18 protein-coding genes are annotated in these 16,920 nt (G+C 67.2%); 8 read left to right on the top strand and 10 right to left on the bottom strand.

Going from position 1 to position 16,920, the window contains the following annotated elements; translation table 11 throughout:
* Both purU and ACH49N_RS34240 read right to left on the bottom strand, forming a co-directional pair.
* A complete protein-coding gene (gene purU / locus ACH49N_RS34245; RefSeq protein WP_159920230.1) occupies nt 1–885 on the bottom strand; it encodes a formyltetrahydrofolate deformylase in 885 nt (294 codons plus the stop codon).
* Between the two features lie 13 nt (nt 886–898).
* A complete protein-coding gene (locus ACH49N_RS34240; RefSeq protein ID WP_317765256.1) occupies nt 899–1,732 on the bottom strand; it encodes a methyltransferase domain-containing protein in 834 nt (277 codons plus the stop codon).
* A gap of 57 nt (nt 1,733–1,789) precedes the next feature.
* Here ACH49N_RS34240 and deoC point away from each other — a divergent pair, with 57 nt between their 5' ends.
* A complete protein-coding gene (gene deoC, locus ACH49N_RS34235) occupies nt 1,790–2,455 on the top strand; it encodes a deoxyribose-phosphate aldolase (RefSeq protein WP_159920234.1) in 666 nt (221 codons plus the stop codon).
* A gap of 13 nt (nt 2,456–2,468) precedes the next feature.
* Here deoC and ACH49N_RS34230 read toward each other — a convergent pair whose 3' ends face one another.
* Nucleotides 2,469–3,236, bottom strand: coding sequence for a DUF2993 domain-containing protein (locus ACH49N_RS34230; protein ID WP_109327789.1), 768 nt, complete (start codon nt 3,234–3,236; stop codon nt 2,469–2,471).
* A gap of 113 nt (nt 3,237–3,349) precedes the next feature.
* On the opposite strand from ACH49N_RS34230, the gene ACH49N_RS34225 reads away from it, so the two are divergent.
* Nucleotides 3,350–3,967, top strand: a complete 618-nt coding sequence (locus ACH49N_RS34225) for a type IV toxin-antitoxin system AbiEi family antitoxin domain-containing protein (RefSeq protein ID WP_159920236.1) — start codon at nt 3,350–3,352, stop codon at nt 3,965–3,967.
* 82 nt (nt 3,968–4,049) lie between these two features.
* Here ACH49N_RS34225 and ACH49N_RS34220 read toward each other — a convergent pair whose 3' ends face one another.
* From ACH49N_RS34220 to ACH49N_RS34210, 3 genes are all read right to left on the bottom strand, one after another.
* Nucleotides 4,050–4,874: a class I SAM-dependent methyltransferase gene (locus ACH49N_RS34220; protein WP_358277224.1), complete on the bottom strand. Its 825-nt coding sequence runs from the start codon at nt 4,872–4,874 to the stop codon at nt 4,050–4,052.
* A gap of 21 nt (nt 4,875–4,895) precedes the next feature.
* Nucleotides 4,896–5,396, bottom strand: a complete 501-nt coding sequence (locus tag ACH49N_RS34215) for a DUF2505 domain-containing protein (protein WP_109327795.1) — start codon at nt 5,394–5,396, stop codon at nt 4,896–4,898.
* Between the two features lie 84 nt (nt 5,397–5,480).
* Complete coding sequence (locus tag ACH49N_RS34210; RefSeq protein WP_201453525.1) at nt 5,481–5,978, bottom strand: DUF2505 domain-containing protein; 498 nt, start codon at nt 5,976–5,978, stop codon at nt 5,481–5,483.
* A gap of 25 nt (nt 5,979–6,003) precedes the next feature.
* Here ACH49N_RS34210 and ACH49N_RS34205 point away from each other — a divergent pair, with 25 nt between their 5' ends.
* Both ACH49N_RS34205 and ACH49N_RS34200 read left to right on the top strand, forming a co-directional pair.
* Entirely contained in the window at nt 6,004–7,095 is a 1,092-nt protein-coding gene (locus ACH49N_RS34205) for a UDP-N-acetylmuramate dehydrogenase (RefSeq protein WP_397504977.1), read from the top strand.
* 34 nt (nt 7,096–7,129) lie between these two features.
* Nucleotides 7,130–8,314, top strand: coding sequence for an Ig-like domain-containing protein (locus tag ACH49N_RS34200; protein ID WP_358277226.1), 1,185 nt, complete (start codon nt 7,130–7,132; stop codon nt 8,312–8,314).
* 229 nt (nt 8,315–8,543) lie between these two features.
* Here the strand turns inward: ACH49N_RS34200 and ACH49N_RS34195 are convergent, their stop codons facing one another.
* The gene (locus ACH49N_RS34195) at nt 8,544–9,290 is read right to left on the bottom strand and encodes an SDR family oxidoreductase (protein WP_358277228.1); all 747 of its coding nucleotides are present in this window, start codon (nt 9,288–9,290) and stop codon (nt 8,544–8,546) included.
* Between the two features lie 23 nt (nt 9,291–9,313).
* Nucleotides 9,314–10,276 (bottom strand): TauD/TfdA family dioxygenase, encoded by a 963-nt coding sequence (locus tag ACH49N_RS34190; RefSeq protein ID WP_358277230.1) that lies wholly within the window; start codon nt 10,274–10,276, stop codon nt 9,314–9,316.
* Nucleotides 10,277–10,649: 373 nt separating this feature from the next.
* Between ACH49N_RS34190 and ACH49N_RS34185 the strand changes: the two genes are divergently transcribed.
* Nucleotides 10,650–11,924 (top strand): ROK family protein, encoded by a 1,275-nt coding sequence (locus ACH49N_RS34185; protein ID WP_358277232.1) that lies wholly within the window; start codon nt 10,650–10,652, stop codon nt 11,922–11,924.
* Between the two features lie 81 nt (nt 11,925–12,005).
* Here the strand turns inward: ACH49N_RS34185 and ACH49N_RS34180 are convergent, their stop codons facing one another.
* Both ACH49N_RS34180 and ACH49N_RS34175 read right to left on the bottom strand, forming a co-directional pair.
* Nucleotides 12,006–13,037: a tocopherol cyclase family protein gene (locus ACH49N_RS34180; protein ID WP_358277243.1), complete on the bottom strand. Its 1,032-nt coding sequence runs from the start codon at nt 13,035–13,037 to the stop codon at nt 12,006–12,008.
* 120 nt (nt 13,038–13,157) lie between these two features.
* Complete coding sequence (locus ACH49N_RS34175) at nt 13,158–13,931, bottom strand: PIG-L family deacetylase (RefSeq protein ID WP_208962371.1); 774 nt, start codon at nt 13,929–13,931, stop codon at nt 13,158–13,160.
* Between the two features lie 53 nt (nt 13,932–13,984).
* On the opposite strand from ACH49N_RS34175, the gene ACH49N_RS34170 reads away from it, so the two are divergent.
* From ACH49N_RS34170 to ACH49N_RS34160, 3 genes are read left to right on the top strand one after another with little or no spacing between them, the layout of a single operon-like run.
* Nucleotides 13,985–14,812, top strand: coding sequence for an alpha/beta hydrolase (locus ACH49N_RS34170; RefSeq protein ID WP_358277234.1), 828 nt, complete (start codon nt 13,985–13,987; stop codon nt 14,810–14,812).
* Between the two features lie 25 nt (nt 14,813–14,837).
* Nucleotides 14,838–16,208: a D-inositol-3-phosphate glycosyltransferase gene (gene mshA / locus ACH49N_RS34165; RefSeq protein WP_397504961.1), complete on the top strand. Its 1,371-nt coding sequence runs from the start codon at nt 14,838–14,840 to the stop codon at nt 16,206–16,208.
* Nucleotides 16,205–16,696, top strand: a complete 492-nt coding sequence (locus ACH49N_RS34160) for a YbjN domain-containing protein (RefSeq protein WP_109327811.1) — start codon at nt 16,205–16,207, stop codon at nt 16,694–16,696. Before mshA ends, ACH49N_RS34160 begins: the two co-directional genes overlap by 4 nt.
* The last annotated feature ends 224 nt before the right edge of the window (nt 16,697–16,920 follow it).

Below are 16,920 nucleotides of genomic sequence, written 5' to 3'. Positions count from 1 at the left end.
TCAGCTGAAGACCACGGTCTTGCGGCCGTGTACGAGGACGCGGTCCTCGAGGTGCCAGCGCAGGCCGCGCGACAGCACGAGCTTCTCGATGTCGCGGCCCTGCCGCACCATGTCCGCGACCTCGTCGGCGTGATCGACGCGAATCACGTCCTGTTCGATGATGGGGCCTGCGTCCAGCTCTGCCGTCACGTAGTGGCAGGTGGCGCCGATCAGTTTCACTCCCCGTGCGAAAGCCTGGTGATACGGGCGGGCGCCGACGAACGAGGGCAAGAAGCTGTGGTGGATGTTGAGGGCGCGTCCTGCCCAGTGCTCACACAGTTCGGAGGGCAGCACCTGCATGAACCGGGCGAGGACCACAGCGTGCGGATCGTGCGCGTCGACGAGTTCCCGGACCTGCTCGAAGGCCGGACCACGTTCGGCCGGATCCTTGGGGAAGGGCACATGGTGGAAGTCGATGCCGTGGCGTCGGGTGACGCTCTCGAGGTCGCGGTGATTGCCGATCACCGCGCAAATGTCTGCCGGCAGCTCCCCGCCCGCCGCCCGACCCAACAGGTCGTGCAGACAGTGCGCTTCCTTGCTCACGAGCAGCACCACACGCTTGCGTTCACCCGTGTCGGACACCGTCCATTCCGTATCCGGGCCCAGCTCGGCCGCGACGGCAGCGAATCGTTCGCGCAGCTCGTCGATCGACATGTTCACCGACGACGCCCGCACGGCCTGCCGGGTGAAGAACCAGCCGGTGTCGGCGTCGGCGTGATACGCGGCCTCGACGATCCACCCGCCCACCTCGGCGAGAAACGTCGAGATCCGGGCGACGATGCCGGTGCGGTCGGGGCAGCCGAGGGACAGAACGTACCGGTGATCGTCGGAAGAAGCAGTGCTCATGGGCAACAGTCTTTCAGGTGGCCCGCCGGCCGGTCACGACTGCGGTACCCACCAGAGTTCCGGCGTCGACGTCATGGATTGCCCGCTCGGTGAGGAGCTGCAGGAAGTCCCGGCGAATCACTTCGACGGTGTTGTCGTCGAAGGGCGAGAGGGCACCACGCAGTGCCCCACCCAGCACGAGATCCCAGGCGAACTCCGGTGTCGCGGGGATCAGATTGGACAACTCACGGACCTCCGTGGACTCCGCACCGAGGTCGGCCAGCCACTGATGGAGACCGTCCGGGGTGTCGATGCGATCGAGAACGTCGAACCGAGACGCGCTCTGCTCCGGTGCGGGTTCCTGCTGCCGGGCGACTGCGGCCAGGAACGCGTCGGCGAATTCGCGCAGCGCTCCGCGTCGCCACACGGTGATCCCCACCTTCCCGCCGGGTCTGACCAAACCGGCGAGCCGGGTGAACGCCGCATCCATGTGTGGCAGGAAGAAGACGCCGTACGAGCATGCGAGCGCGTCGTAGCCGGCCGAGGGCACCGTGCTCGGCGGCTCCCAGGTGGTGGCGTCCGCACACACGAACTCGATGTTCTTCAAGCCGCGTTCCGCGCTCTTCACCCGGCCCTGTTCGAGCAGTTCGTCTGCGAGGTCGACGGCATGGACCAGCCCGGTGGGCCCTACGGCGGTAGCGGCGGGGATCGCCGAAGCTCCTGCACCGCAACACACGTCGAGCACGGCATCGCCGGGGTGCAGTCCGAGCTGGAAGACGAGGGACTGCCCGGCCGGTGACCACACTGCCGTGGTGAGTCGATCGAACTCCTGGCGGGCCTCGTCGAAGATCGCTCCGGGATTGGTCATACCGCGATGCTAGGCCGTGGACGCGGGTCGCCGGCGGCGTTGTGCGAAGCTCGGAGCATGCCGGACGTTGCACTGACCCGTTCCCAGGTGGCCGCCCTCGTCGACCACACACTCCTCAAACCCGAAGCGACCACCGCCGACGTCGACGCGCTCATCACCGAGGCCCGCTCGCTCGGCGTTCTCGCGATCTGCGTGTCACCGTCGATGCTGCCCGTCCGGGCCGCGGGTCTGGTCACGGCGGCAGTGGTCGGGTTCCCGTCGGGAAAACACCACTCACTCGTCAAGGGTGCCGAAGCCCGGCTCGCGGTCGATCAGGGCGCGCAGGAAATCGACATGGTGATCGACATCGGCGCCGCGGTCGCGGGTGATTTCAACGCCGTCCTCGCCGACGTGCTCACCGTGCGCGAGGCCATCGGCGACGGCCCGGTGCTGAAGGTGATCCTCGAAACAGCGGTCCTGACCGACCATGCCATCGTGGAGTCGTGCCGCGCCGCCGAACGCGCAGGTGCCAACTTCGTCAAGACCTCCACCGGATTTCATCCTGCAGGCGGAGCGTCGGTCGACGCCGTACGGCTGATGGCCCAGACCGTCGGGGGACGGATCGGCGTGAAGGCGAGCGGGGGCATCCGCACCGCCCAGGCAGCGATCGACATGATCGACGCCGGAGCGACGCGACTAGGCCTGTCGGGAACCCGCGCCGTCCTCGACGGGCTGCCCGACTGACCCGTCCGCTCGATCAGACGAGCAGTCCGCAGCTGCTCTGCTGCTGTTCCTGCTGCTGCTGGGTACCGGCTGCCGGCATCGTGTACGCGCCGCCCTCGAGGGTGATCTCGATGGCGTCGTCGGTGACCTCCAGCGAGGTCGGCTGCATTCCGAGCGGGTACGTCTGCAGGCTCGAGGTGAGGGTCTGCACGATTCCGTCGACCAGGTCGGTGGGAAGACCGAACCCCAGGATCTCGGCGTTCACCGTCTTCACCTGAACCGTTCCACCGCCGGCCTCGGGCCGGACGGTCAGCTCGGCGAGTCCGGCAGGACCGACCGAAAAGGTCAGGGTCCCGGCGTCCGCATCCGCCTTGACGGCGCTGACGAGGGAGCCGAACGCCTGCTGCTGCAGCGTCGCCAGAATTCCCTCGGTCGACCAGTGAATGTGGGCGTCCGAGCTGCCGATGGTGCCGCTGCTCTCGGGGGTGTCCTCGATGCGGATGTCGTTGATCTGGGCGTTGACCTGCATTCCCACTGCGGGACCGAACTTCGTGTCGTCGCTGTCGATGGTGATGTAAGGGACGTTCTTGTCCAGCGATTGCAGCAACACGGGTTTCCAGCTCAGGCCCACGTCCACCTTGGACCCGAGCTGGCTCTCGAACTGATCTGCCATGCAGCTCTTCACGCTGTGGCGGACATAGAGTTCACCGCCGACCAGCACGGCGACGAGCGCGGCGATGACGATCAGCGAGATGACGAGCACACGGTTACTTCGGGATGCGGAGTTCGTTCGGGCTGCCATTGCACGGATTCTTCCCGACAACTCTGAACAATTTCTGTGAATACCGCCGCGGGGCGCACGCGAAGTTCGCGAGAAAGTGTGATTCACGACACAAGAGACCGTAATGTGAGGGAATGTCCGGATGGTTGGCTCCACGTCCCGGCGGCCCCGGGCGTGACGGTGTCGGTGAAGAACTGACACGTCTCGCTACGGCGCAAGCCGGATATTTCACCACGGCGCAAGTACTGCGCCTCGGCTTCACGGCCGATGAGATCGGTGAGCACGTCAGCGCAGGATCTTGGGACAAGATCGAGCGAGACCTGTTCCGACTGAACGACAGTCCCCACTCCGACCTCGACGAGTTCGCGAAGTGGTGCACGTGGTTCGGTGCCGCCGCGGCCGTCTCGCACCAGAGCGCGGCCGAACTGCACGGTCTCGGGCACCTGTACCCACGGTTCATCCACCTCTCCACCGTGCTGTCGCCACCCTCGCCCACGCAGCAACTGGCGCTGCACCGCCGTTCGCTTCGCGCGGAGGACTGCGAGCAGGTGGGACCACTGCGGATCACCACACCGACGTGTACCGCGCTCGACCTCGCCGCCAGCGGCATCTCACAGGAACTACTCGACGAGGTGGTCTCCGACGGGGTCGCGATCGGTCGCCTGGATGTGCGGACCCTGCACGGCGAGTGTGGGTCGCTGCCCGCGCAGGTCGCTCAGCGCGTCGAGCATGCGCTGGCCACCTGCACCTGACGAAGGCTCCGCCGAACAACCCCGACGTGCAACGTCTTTCGGCGAGGAACGTGACGGGACGGCTCTGTGGGGGAGTGCGGGATTACCTCGGCGACTGCGCCGGCGCCACCAGGTCCCACGGAACGGTGAGCACGTTGTCGCGAATACGCCTGCGCTGCGGTTGCACCGGGACACCCTGCGCACGTAGCAGCTGAAGGGACGCTCGCCACCGCACCCGGGGACCGAACGAGCCGTGCGGTGCGGCGATGGCCCAGGCCCGGTCGACGGCGGCGAGCAGCGCGTGGATCGGTTCGCCGGGAACGTTGCGGTGGATCAGCGCCTTCGGCAGGCGTTCGGCGATGTCCGATGGAGTCTCGACGTCGAAAGGATCCCAGGCCAGCGTCAGCGACAGGGGGCGGGTGGCGTCGAGCAACACCCAGGCGCAGCGTCGGCCGAGTTCGTCACACGTGCCCTCGAGAATCAGCCCGCCCGGCGCAAGGCCGGACTGCATGAGCGCCCAGGCCGGCCCGACCGACTCCTCCGGATACTGCCGCAGCACATTGAATGCGCGGACGAAGATCGGACGCAGGCCGGACAATTCGAAACCGCCCCGCGCGAAACTCACTCCGTTGCCGCCCTCGACCACCCGTTCGGGATCGATCTCGAGACCCACCACCCGTCGATCACGCCGTACCGAGAGGAGTCGGTCGGCGAGTTCGAAGGTGGTGTGCGGGCGATTGCCGTAGCCGAGGTCGACGACGAGTGGGTCGGCGCTGTCCCCGAGCGTGCGGCGCACCAACGCGTCGTTCACAAGCCAGCGATCGCTGCGCCGCAGACGGTTGATGCCGGTAGTGCCCCGAGTGATGACACCCCGGGGGGTGAGGCCGGCCTGGGCACCACCGGGCCGCCTCAGCGTCGCTGAAGTCATGGGAGCTGTGTGCTGTGGAAGCTACTGCTGTGACAACCAGTTCTCGGTGATCTCGGCCTCGGCGCGGAAGAGGTCGATGAGATTGACGAGCATCAACTGCTCGAGCTTCCCGCCGATGAACGGCAGGTACACCTTTGCCTCGGACGACGTGCGGAACGTGCATCCGGTGTCGGTGGCGAACAGTTTCATGGTGCCCGTCAGGCTGCCGGGTCCGGCGGGGATCGATGCCTCGTACGTTCCGGTGGTCGGGTCACCGAACGGGGTGTACGACTCCTTACGGGTGATGACCATGTCTTTCTTCATCACGGTCTGCGCGATCTCCGGGAGTTCGGAGCGCGGCAGGATGTGGTGAAGGACGATGTCGATTCCGTCGTCGCTGACCTCGAAGTGCTCGATGTGGTTCTCGGAGTACTTCCGCATCTCCTCGATGCGCGCGTCCCAGTAGTCGCGGTTGGTGAACGCGCCGTACACCTCTTTCGGGGTGTACTTGTAACGGGCTGAGTAGTCGATGCGGCGAGCCATGATCGTCAAGGTTACCGGACTGTGACCGAACACAATCGACGCCCGCCCCAGGTCGGGGACCGTCGAGACGCCGCTCGGCGGGTGTCAGGCGCCGAGCCACCGCTGCGTGAACTCCTGCTCCTTGTCGATCAGGCGCAGCACCTCGTCTCCGATGGCGCCTTCGATCTTGCCGCCGATCAACGGGATTTTGACCTCGGCCTTGCCGGTGACCTGGACTTTCGTGCCGGAGCCCTCGCTGGTGAGGGTTTGCGAACCCGAGATCTCAGCCGGTGCGCCGGTGACCCGAGCTGTGAAGGTGCCGGACGCGCGACCGCCGTCGAGCGCGTTCCACGTTTCGGTGCGCGTGATCACGAGGTCCCCCGATCGGACCTTCGCGACGATGCTCGGCAGATGGTCGGCGGGAATCGACTGCGTCATGGACACCGAGATGGTCCCGGGCCCGGTCGTGACCTCGTCGAGCGTGGCTCCCGGCCCGCCGACCTCGGCGATCCGGTCGCGCCAGTACTGCTCGGTGGTCAGGCCGGCGTGGACCTGTTCGACGGGGAAGGAGTAGGTCGAGGAATGCTCGATGCGGCGGCTCACGGTCCGCAGGCTACCGTTTGCGGATGTGTGGGATGTGAGCATTGTCAGTCAACTCGTCGATTCCGGCGCCTTCGTGTCCGAGAATCTCGACTTCTCGGAAATGACCACTCTGCGGGTGGGCGGGCCGGCGCGCATCGTGGCCGAGTGCCCGACCACCGAGGTGCTGGTCGATGTGGTCCGCCTGCTCGACGCCAGTGGCATACCGACGCTGATTCTCGCGGGCGGCTCCAATCTGGTGGTCGGTGACGACGGTTTCGACGGTGTGGTGGTCCGTGTGTCGAACACCACCGTGGAATTCGACGAGGGATTCGTCACTGCCGAGGCCGGTGCCGAGTGGGATCAGGTCGTGGCGCAGACCGTCGCCGCCGAACTCGGCGGGCTCGAATGTCTGTCCGGGATCCCCGGCTCGACAGGTGCCACTCCGGTGCAGAACGTCGGGGCGTACGGCGTCGAGATCGGCAGCATGTTGCGGCGCGTGCGGCTCCTCGACCGCCGCACCGGCGAGGTCCGATGGGCGCAGCCCGACGCGCTGGGACTCGGGTACCGCACGAGCGTCCTGAAACACACCGACGCCGCCCTCGTGCTCGCGGTGGAACTGACAGTGCACCGGGACGGTTTGAGCGAGCCGTTGCGCTACCGGGAACTGTTCTCTGCCCTGGAGGCGGAGGAAGGGGACCGGCGACCGTCGGTCGAGGTCCGCAACGCCGTCCTCGACCTGCGCAGAAGCAAAGGCATGGTGCTCGACCCCGACGATTACGACACCTGGAGTGCCGGGTCCTTCTTCACCAATCCCGTCGTACCCGACAGCGAACTGGCCGCCGTTCTCGCTGCCGTCGAAGCTCGACTCGGTGACGTCTCGGTGCCGCAGTATCCGGCCGCCACGGGCACCAAGCTCTCCGCCGGTTGGCTGATCGAGCGGGCCGGGTTCTCGAAGGGGTATCCCGCCGAAGGCGCCGCAGCGCGCTTGTCCACCAAGCACACCCTGGCACTCACCAATCGCGGCGCGGCGAAGACCGAGGATCTCCTGGCCCTTGCGCGGGACGTGCGGGACGGTGTCCAGTCGGCGTTCGGTGTCCGCCTCGAACCGGAACCCGTCACGGTGGGCTGCGCGATCTGAAAGGTCGGTCCGTAGCGCAGGTAACGTGTCAGTCGTGCATGAACTGGGTTCTCGGACAAGCCGGAAGCGGGTCGCGTGTGTCGCGGCGGCGCTGATCGCTCTCGGCGCCTTGCTCGCCGGTTGCACGGTGGGCTCGCAGTCCGGGACGCCCGTCGCCCCGCCCGAACCGGTGGTTCAGGTCACCCAGAATCCGGAGTCCGGTTCGCAGGACGTGAACCCGGTGTCGCCGGTCTCGGCCACCGCCGCCGAGGGCACTTTCACCGATATCGCTCTCGTCAATGCGGAGGGCCGTGCCGTACAGGGCGTCGTGTCGCCCGACCGAACCACGTTCACTGTCGGTGAGGCTCTCGGCTACGGATCCACTTACACGTGGCAGGGCACTGCAGTCGGTACCGACGGCAAGACGGTCACCGTGGACGGCAGCTTCACCACCGTGCAACCCGAGCAGACGATCTCGGCCAACCTGAACATCGGTGACGGTCAAGAGGTCGGTATCGCCGCGCCCATCATCGTGCAGTTTCACGACACCGTCGAAGACAAGGCCGCGGTGGAGAAGGCGATGACGGTGACGACGACGCCGCCCACTCCGGGGTCGTGGGCCTGGCTGCCGGACGACAACGGGTCGCGCGCGCACTGGCGACCGCAGAACTACTGGGCACCGGGCACCACCGTGAATCTGGACGCCAGGCTGTACGGGCTCGACTTCGGTGACGGAGCCTACGGAGCGGAGGATCTGTCGCTCGACTTCACCATCGGCCGCAGCCAGATCGTGATCGCCAACGCGCCCAGCCACCGTATGCAGGTGGTGCGGGACGGCCAGACCATCATGGACATCCCGGTCAGCTACGGCGAGGGCAACGAACCGCGCAACGTCACGCGAAGCGGCATCCACATGGTGACGGAGAAGCACGAGGACTTCCTCATGTCCAACCCGCCGTTCTACGAGAACGTCCGCGAGCGGTGGGCGGTGCGCATCTCGAACAACGGCGAATTCATCCACGCGAATCCCGAGACGCTCGGTGTGCAGGGGTCGTCGAACGTCACCAACGGCTGCATCAATCTGTCGCTGGGCGACGCCCAACAGTATTTCGGCACGGCCATGTACGGCGATCCTGTGGAGGTCACCGGCACCTCCATCGAATTGTCGGCAGCCGACGGTGACATCTACGACTGGGGCATCGATTGGCCGACCTGGCAGTCCATGTCCGCGCTCGCGTAGGGGAACCGAACCGGCCCCCGCTGCGTCTACCTGAACGAGTCCCGATTTTCGGGACAGGTCGAACGGTAGGGGGCCTGCGGTGGCGGGATGGATGCTGTTGGGATCGGTGGCGTCGATCGTTGCCGCGGTGTGGGCCGTGGTCCTACTGCTCGAATATCAGGATCGCCGCGCCGACGGACGGGACCGGTGACGAGCCGCAGTGAAGCTTGTCGGTCTCTGACGTCTCAGGTCACGTCGTGCGGTGGAAACGTCCCGAGGAGGCCTGATCTCGGGGCTTGACGACGATCTGGTCGATGTTGACGTGCGAGGGGCGCGACGCCACGAACCCGATGATGTCGGCAACGTCGGCGGCTACCAGGGGAGTGATCCCCTGGTACACCTTGTCGGCGCGCTCCTTGTCGCCCTCGAACCGCACCAGCGAGAACTCCGTCTCCACAGCGCCCGGCGCCACCTCGGTGAGGCGAACGGGCTTGCCCAGCAACTCTCCACGCAGCGTCCGATGCAGCACGGCCTGTGCGTGTTTGGCCGTGGTGTAACCGGCGCCGTTGTCGTAAGCCTCGAGCGCCGCCACCGACGTGATGGTGACGATCAGCCCGTTGCCCGAGTCGACGAGTTTGGGCAGGAGCGCCCTGGTCACCCGCAGGGTTCCCAGGACGTTCGTCTCCCACATCCAGCGCCAGTCGTCGAGGTCGGCGTCGAGGACCGGCGCCAGCCCCTTGGCCCCACCCGCGTTGTTCACCAGCACATCCACCCGGGGCAGGACTGCCGTGAAGGCGTCCACCGAGTCGTCGTCGGTGACGTCGAGCTCGAGCGCCGTACCCCCGATGTCCCCGGCGATCTTTTCCAGTCGATCCACCCGCCTCGCTCCGATGACCACATGAAACCCCTGGTCAGCCAGTGTGCGGGCGGTGGCTTCGCCGATTCCGGAGCTCGCTCCGGTGACAACGGCGACGCGGGTGTCGGGTGAGATGATCATGCGGCCATGGTAGGGCGGGGGCCTTACCCGCGAACGGGCGCGGGCTCGTCGATGACCGAGTAGCTGCTCGCGTCGCCTGCGATGCTGCGGCTGCGTTCGCCGTGGATGTCGACGGGCACGTCCCCGGCCAGGGTGATGCGATTGAGCCGGCGGTACTGATCCCCGTAGTCGGCGACGGCGTAGTGCTGCGTTGCGCGGTTGTCCCAGATGGCGACGTCGCCCGGCTGCCAGTTCCACCGGGTCGTGTACTCGAGGGAGATGGCGTGATCCTGCAGAATCCGGAACAGCGCCTGCGATTGCGCAGAGCTCAGGCCGACGAGATTCTTCACGAAATGGCCGAGCAGCAGGGTGCGTTCGCCGGTCTCCGGGTGCACCCGCACCACCGGGTGCACCGTCTCGAAGTAGGTGGACTGGAACTCGGCGCGGTACTCCTGCGTCTTCTCGTTCTGCGCCCGCTCCGCGCTCGTCGCGGCGTAGTCGTAGACGTTGGTGTGGGTGGCCCACAGGTTCTCGGCGAGAATCTTGAGAGGCTCCGGTAGCGCGTTGTATGCCGCGACCCCGGACGCCCAGGTGGTGGAGCCGCCGTAGGTCGGAAGTTGCACGGCACGCAGAATCGACGCTTTCGGGATGCGGTCGACGAAGGTCACGTCCGTGTGCCAGCTGTTGGCCTTGCCGTAGTCGGAGTCGATGGGCAGCACCGTGGTTCCCCGGGAGGTGACAGTGGGGTGCGCCGTGGTGGGGGAGCCGAGCAGCTGCGCGAACTCGTACTGGGAATCGTCCGTCAGGTGCTGCTGTCCGCGGAAGAAGATCACTTTGTGGGTGAGCAGCGCCCGGTGGATCAACGACACCGTGGCGGGGTCGAGGTCGCCGCCGAGCCGAACACCGTCGATCCGGGCTCCGATGTGTTCGCCCAGTTGTACGACGCCGGTGGCACCCGGAACGGCAGGGGAGTCGGCAACCTGATCGGGCGCGAAATCGATAGACATGATGGGCCTTTCGGGTATCGGGAGCGATGTGCAGTCCTGCAACCGAACCATCGGCGCGGCACCGCTGGAAGGTTTGGCGTCACTCTGATCGCAAGAGTCGCGGGGACCGCCGAATCGGCAGAGATTGGTGAAAGCGACCGAAGATGCTATTTTTCTTGGCATGTCCTCCGGCCAGCCGACCGCTCTGCGGGTCACCTATGTGACTTCCGCGCTGGGATCGCGGCTGCCGTTGGCGCGGGAACTGTGTTGTCGCTGTTTCAGCGTCTCCAGCTGACCCGCGCAGTCTTCTCCTGATCAGCCGTCCGCGTCCCCGCAGGGACGACGCCGTGTTCGGACGAAGGTGCGCACCGCCTCCGTACGCAAGGACTACTTCGTGTCTACCCCCACTCTTTCCAGTTCGAACCTGAGCGCCTCTCCCCGGCTCCAGCGCCCCCTGTCTCGTCCGCGCCTGACCATCGTTCCTCCCGAACTGCGGATCAGTGACGGTCCCGCCGCCGGTGTCCTGCGTGTGGCCCGTGCTCGCGGCCCCCTGTCGCGGGATGTGGCCGCCAAGGCGACCGGCCTCAGTATTGCGACCGTCAATCGTCAGGTATCGACGCTTCTCGATCTCGGGTTGCTCCGCGAGCGCGGCGATCTTACGCCCTCCGGTGCGATCGGTCGTCCCCGCGTCCCGTTCGAGGTGAACCACGAGCCGTACCTCACCGTGGGAATCCACATCGGCGCCGTGGTGACCAGCATCCTCGCGAGCGATCTGCGCGGGAAGGTGCTCGGGGCTGTGGAAGTTCCGACGCCGCGCGGTCCGTCCGCCGAGGCCCTGACCGGTATCGCCCGCAGCGCACGGGCTTTCGCGTCCCGCTGGCACCGGCGCCGTCCGCTGTGGGCGGGCGTCGCTCTCGGTGGACGCGTCGATGCACAGACAGGTGTGGTCGATCATCCCCGGTTGGGGTGGAAGTCGGCGCAGGTCGGAGCCATCATCGCCGCCGGGCTCGGATTGCCGGTGTCCGTCGCCGCCCACGTCGAAGCGATGGCCGCCTCGGAACTGTTACTGAGCCCGGACAGTGAGGATTTCGTGGCGCAGGGTGAAACGGGGCTGTACTTCTACGCGCGCGAAACCGCGGGAATTGCCATCACCATCGACGGCCGGGTGCACACGCCGTCGAGTGGGCCGGGTTCCATCGCGCACCTCCCCACCGGTTCCTCGGCGCAGTGCTCCTGCGGCTCGAGCGGATGCCTCGAAGCGACGATCAGCGATCGTGCAATTCTCGGCGCCGCAGTGTCGGCGGGCATCCTGCCGGAGTCGGCACGGCTGCCGTCGATGAGTGCGCTGTACAAGGTGGCGGCGTCCGGATCGGTTGCGGCGCACGATCTTCTGGTCGAGCGCGCCCAGGTGCTGGGCAAGACGGTGGCCATGCTGCGGGACCTGTTCAATCCGGATCGGGTGATACTCGGTGGTCAGGCCTTCACCGAGTATCCGGCCGGAATTCCGCACGTGGCCGAGGCGTTCGCTCGAGCGTCGTCGTTGGAGCGCAAGGATATTCGCATCACGGGCTTCGGAAACCGGGTGCAGGAGTATGCGTCGACGGTGGTGTCATTGAGCGCTCTGTACTCGGACCCGGTCGGTGCGATGCGGCGTGTGTCTCTCCAGTAGGTGCGGATGGATCGGTCAGCCGCGCGCGTACTGGGCTGCGTAGCTGACCTTTCCGTCGGCAATGGGGCCGTCGGACAGCGGTCAGCTGAGGGGTGGCGCCGACGTGGCGTCCGGCGCGGCTCCCCGTCGCCGCAGTTCCTCGCGGGCGCGCTCGATGCCCCCGTGTTCGAGCGCTGCCAGAGGAGATTCGTCTGCCCACACGAGACGACCACGGCGACGGACCGTGACGCTCATCGACCCGGCGAGATGTTCGAGGGCGCCCGCGATGTTGCGACGTTCCTCGGGCAGTGGGACCGGCAGCACGTGTGCGGAGCCCAGCGGGGAAGTGCCCTCGATCTCGACGCTCCAGGTGCGGTTTCGCCCCCGCACTGACCAGCGATCCTCGGTCACGTGCGCTCGTACCGGGGAGGTGACGGGGTTGCCGAGGCGAAACACGGTCCCGTCGGGCAGGGCGACGACCACGGCGGTCACCTCGGTCCGCAGCGGACCTGCGGAGATCTCCCCGCCCGCGAACGCCACGCACGCCTGGCGGTCGGCGAATCCCTGAGCCTGCCCCCACCACCAGGAGTCAGGGAAACCGCCCTTGCCCCAGTTCTTCTCGGCGTACACCTGTGCGCCGCCGAGATCGATTTCGGCGTCGCCCAGCACCGCCGTGCCCTCGGCTCTGCCGCCGAGCAACCACGGATGCCAGTACTGGTTGAGCGCCGGAACACTCTGGAAGACGCTGGATCCGCCGAAGCGGCGATGCGGCCACCCGACCCGATCGGTCACCCGGACGTCGAGCCGCGCATCCGGTCCGAGATCTACCTGCACGCGGTCGGCGGTGCCGCGGAACGCCTTGCCTGCGAACGCTCCCAGCCCAGCGGACTCCGCGTGTCCCTCCGGGTAGGCGTCGGTGCGCAGGAACCGGCTGGGATGGGCGGCCAGGCCGAGCGTCGACCACTGGCCGTCCTTAGCTCGGTTGATGCCGGCCAGCGCGACGACCACCTGGCCAGTGGCCGGCTGGGTGAACCGCCAGAAGTAACCCTCCATTGCGACGCCGTGCGCTGCGAGGAGGTTGCCGAACGGCAGGTCGGCTCCCGTGGCGCGGTAGGCGCGCAGCAACGAAGATATCGGATCAGCGCGCCGGTCGCAGGACCACCTGACGTTGGTGAGGAGATCAGCGGGTCCCATACCCATGGATGCTAGGCGCGGAGTCCGGTTCCCGCAGGCAGTTCACGGGCCTCGAGTTCCTCAGAGCGGGAGCGACGATTCCGCGAGACCGTCCGGCGCCCCGCGGCGGCGGAACCACTCCTGGCCGAACACCGCACGAAGCTGCTCGTCCGGCATGGCGAGGAAGGGCCCGAAATCGCCGATTTGGGTGGCGTGCGCATGCATCGCCGCCCGCTTGACCTCGAGAACCCCACTGACATCGACGACCGTGGTGATCTCCGACTCGGGTAGGCCGAAGCTGTCGAGATCCGGCGGCTGCGCGTCCTCGGACCATTGAGGGTTGGCTGCCAGCAGACCCCGGATGTGGTCGCGGCTCACGGCAGCCTCGTACACGTGCGGCACACCGGCCATCTCCGCGGCGCGGACACCCACGTGGTGCACCTGGACGTGGTCGGGGTGCCCGTACCCGCCGTTGGGGTCGTAGATGGTGACGACGTCGGCGGCTTCCTCGACGAGTACGGCGGCCAGCCGGGCGGCCGCCTCCTCGACGTCGGCGTTGCAGAACGCAGCCGGGTTGTCGTTCTCCGGCGTCCCGGCCATCCCCGAGTCCGCGTAGTGGAGCATCACGACCCGCGCGGCGCCGAGGAGGGTGGTCGAGTGCTCGAGCTCGCGCCTGCGCCGTTCGGCGAGCGATTCGCCTTCGCTGAGGATCCCGTCGGGAACCTCGCCGAGCGCCCCGTCCGTGGCCGTGACGACGACCACGCGATGACCGGCGTCCGCGGCCTGCCGCATCACACCGCCCGTCGTGAACACTTCGTCGTCGGGATGGGCGTGGAAACACACCAGGACACTCATGAGGGCAATACTTGCACGCGCCCGGCAGGGCGGCGGCCCCCTAGGGTGGCCGCATGGCTATTCGTGAAACCTTCGGCGTCGACGGAACGCCGCTCGTCTACTCGGTCACCGGCGCCGAGGACGCGCGCCCCCTCCTCCTGCTGCACGGCTGGGCGCAGTCCTCGAAGTGCTGGGGCGCCGAGGTGCTGGACGAACTGGCGGCCCGGTACCGGGTGATCGCTCCCGATCTGCGCGGGCACGGGTATTCGGGCGTGCCCACCACCGGCTACGACGACTCCGCGGTCTGGGCCGGGGACGTGCGCGCGGTCCTCGCCGCCGAAGACGTCACATCCGGGGCCGTCCTCCTCGGATGGTCGTACGGTGGGCTCGTCATCTGCGATTATCTCGCCACGCACGGGAGCGCCGCGGTCGACGGGGTGGTGCTCGTCGGTGCGATCACCAGCATCGGCCGGGGTGAGAAGGGCGGCAAAGTCGGCCCCGCGATGCGGGAAGCGGTTCCCGGTGCGATGTCGGAAGAGCCGCGCGTCGCCATTCGCGCGCTCGGCGCGTTCGGGACCGCCCTCACCGGCCCGCCCGAAGGAAAGGGTGCGCAGTCTCAGGCGCTGTTCGGTGCGAGCCTCAGCACCCCGCCACGGGTACGTGCGGCCCTCTTCGACCGCGCTGCGAGTCACGACGACCTGCTGCGGCGGCTCGACGTTCCTGTTCTGGTGATCCACGGCACCGAGGACTCCGTCGTGGACGTCGCGGCAGGCAGGCACGCCGCCGACCTCGTGCCGAACGCGCAAGCGTCGTTCTGGGACGGCTGCGACCACGGACCGTTCGTCGAGGATCCGGCCCGGTTCGTCAAAGAGATCGGCGAGTTCGTCGGCAACCTCGATTAGAAGCCCCGCCGAGCGAGGGGGCAGTATGGAGCCCGTGACGCCCATGTACAACGACCTCGGCGGGCTCGGCCGGGGTGCGCGCCCCCGCAGGGTGGCCGTGCTTTCGGTCCACACCTCACCGTTGGCGCAGCCGGGTACCGGCGACGCGGGCGGAATGAACGTGTACGTCCTGCAGACCGCCATGCAGATGGCCCGGCGCGGGGTCGAGGTGGAGATTTTCACCAGGGCCACGTCGTCCGCTGATCAGGCGGTGCAGGAGGCGGCACCCGGCGTGCTGGTCCGCAACGTGGTGGCCGGCCCGTTCGAGGGACTGGACAAGCAGGACCTGCCCACGCAGCTCTGCGCGTTCGTTGCGGGTGTGCTCCGCGAGGAGGCGCGCCACGAACCGGGCTACTACGACGTCGTGCACTCGCATTACTGGCTGTCCGGTCAGGTCGGCTGGCTCGCCCGCGACCGGTGGGGCGTGCCGCTCGTACATACCGCGCACACGCTTGCCGCGGTGAAGAACGCGTCGCTCGCCGAGGGCGACACCCCCGAGCCTGCCGCTCGCCAGATCGGCGAACAGCAGGTCGTTGCCGAATCGGACCGTCTCGTCGCTAATACTTCCGAAGAGTCCGAGCAACTGGTCCGGCATTACGGCGCCGACCCGAGCCGCATCGACGTCGTGGCCCCCGGTGCCGACCTGACGCGGTACCGGCCCGGCGACAAGGGTGCGGCCCGGCGCGCGCTCGGCATCGACCCCCGCGAGACCGTGGTGACCTTCGTCGGCCGCATCCAGCCACTCAAGGCCCCCGACGTGCTGCTGAGTGCCGCCGCGGAACTCATCGCCCGCGATCCCGAGTCGAGCCTGCGGGTCCTCGTCGTCGGTGGTCCGTCCGGTACCGGGCTGGCCCGACCCCACGCACTGATCGAACTCGCCTCCTCTCTGGGTATCGCGGCCCACGTCACCTTCCTTCCTCCGCAGGCACCCGACCGACTCGCCGACGTGTACCGCGCATCCGATCTCGTTGCGGTACCTAGTTATTCGGAATCATTCGGTCTGGTCGCCATCGAGGCGCAGGCCTGCGGCACCCCGGTGATCGCCGCGAACGTGGGCGGCCTCGGTGTCGCGGTACGCAACGGCGAGACCGGACTTCTCGTGGACGGGCACCGCACGGGGGACTGGGCGACGGCGTTGCACTCGCTGGTGTCCGATCCCCGGCGGCTGGCTGCCCTGGCCGCCGCGGCACCGCGGCATGCCGAGAATTTTTCGTGGGAGCACACCGCGGACGGGCTTCTCGAGAGTTACCGGAAAGCGACAGTCAACTACAACTACGGAATCGGGCCGAGCGAGTTCTCCCCGCGCCGCGGACGCGGATTGTGGAAACTGCGCCGGGTCGGGGGAGTGCGCGCATGAGCGATCTTGCCGAAGTCATCGAGTCTGCCCTTACCGAGCGTGAGATGGAGTTCACCAGGAAGGACTCGACGCATTTCATCGTCGAGTTGCCGGGTGAGCGCAAGTTGAAGACCACTACCCTGCTGACCGTCGGCACGCACGGTGTTCGGGTGGAGGCGTTCGTGTGCCGCAAACCCGACGAGAACTTCGAGGGCGTGTACAAGTTTCTGTTGCGCCGCAATCGGCGGCTGTACTCGGTGGCGTACACGCTGGACAAGATCGGCGACATCTATCTGGTCGGGCAGCTTGCCGGCCATGCCGTGAACGAGGACGAACTGGACCGCGTGCTCGGGCAGGTCCTCGAGGCAGCGGACGGCGATTTCAACACCCTCCTGGAGTTGGGATTCGCCAGCTCGATCAAGCGGGAATGGGACTGGCGGGTCTCCCGTGGGGAGTCGCTCGCCAACCTCAAACCGTTCGAGCATCTGATCGACGACACGGAGGAATGAGGTCTCGACAACCGCCCGCGGCACCGAATTACGCGCGGGTAGAGTTGCTGCAGCCTGTGACTGTCATCACAGGATAGGTACATGTTTCTGACTTTCACAGAAACTTGTGTCGACAACTGCTGCTGCAACATTTCGAGGGAGAGGCCCCAGTGAGCTTCAAGAGCCCGTTTCCGGACGTCGAGATTCCGAACCTCAGCGTCTACGACTTCCTCTTCGGCCAGGTC

It is taken from the genome of Rhodococcus sp. NPDC019647, from assembly GCF_044389235.1.
Lineage (GTDB): Bacteria > Actinomycetota > Actinomycetes > Mycobacteriales > Mycobacteriaceae > Rhodococcus_F > Rhodococcus_F oxybenzonivorans.
This window is presented reverse-complemented; position numbering and strand designations above follow the sequence as displayed.

Bases quoted from the DNA above. Each gene is read 5' to 3' on its own strand.
- purU (WP_159920230.1), bottom strand. From the start codon at position 885: ATGAGCACTGCTTCTTCCGACGATCACCGGTACGTTCTGTCCCTCGGC.
- ACH49N_RS34240 (WP_317765256.1), bottom strand. From the start codon at position 1,732: ATGACCAATCCCGGAGCGATCTTCGACGAGGCCCGCCAGGAGTTCGAT.
- deoC (WP_159920234.1), top strand. From the start codon at position 1,790: ATGCCGGACGTTGCACTGACCCGTTCCCAGGTGGCCGCCCTCGTCGAC.
- ACH49N_RS34230 (WP_109327789.1), bottom strand. From the start codon at position 3,236: ATGGCAGCCCGAACGAACTCCGCATCCCGAAGTAACCGTGTGCTCGTC.
- ACH49N_RS34225 (WP_159920236.1), top strand. From the start codon at position 3,350: ATGTCCGGATGGTTGGCTCCACGTCCCGGCGGCCCCGGGCGTGACGGT.
- ACH49N_RS34220 (WP_358277224.1), bottom strand. From the start codon at position 4,874: ATGACTTCAGCGACGCTGAGGCGGCCCGGTGGTGCCCAGGCCGGCCTC.
- ACH49N_RS34215 (WP_109327795.1), bottom strand. From the start codon at position 5,396: ATGGCTCGCCGCATCGACTACTCAGCCCGTTACAAGTACACCCCGAAA.
- ACH49N_RS34195 (WP_358277228.1), bottom strand. From the start codon at position 9,290: ATGATCATCTCACCCGACACCCGCGTCGCCGTTGTCACCGGAGCGAGC.
- ACH49N_RS34190 (WP_358277230.1), bottom strand. From the start codon at position 10,276: ATGTCTATCGATTTCGCGCCCGATCAGGTTGCCGACTCCCCTGCCGTT.
- ACH49N_RS34175 (WP_208962371.1), bottom strand. From the start codon at position 13,931: ATGAGTGTCCTGGTGTGTTTCCACGCCCATCCCGACGACGAAGTGTTC.
- ACH49N_RS34170 (WP_358277234.1), top strand. From the start codon at position 13,985: ATGGCTATTCGTGAAACCTTCGGCGTCGACGGAACGCCGCTCGTCTAC.
- mshA (WP_397504961.1), top strand. From the start codon at position 14,838: ATGGAGCCCGTGACGCCCATGTACAACGACCTCGGCGGGCTCGGCCGG.
- ACH49N_RS34160 (WP_109327811.1), top strand. From the start codon at position 16,205: ATGAGCGATCTTGCCGAAGTCATCGAGTCTGCCCTTACCGAGCGTGAG.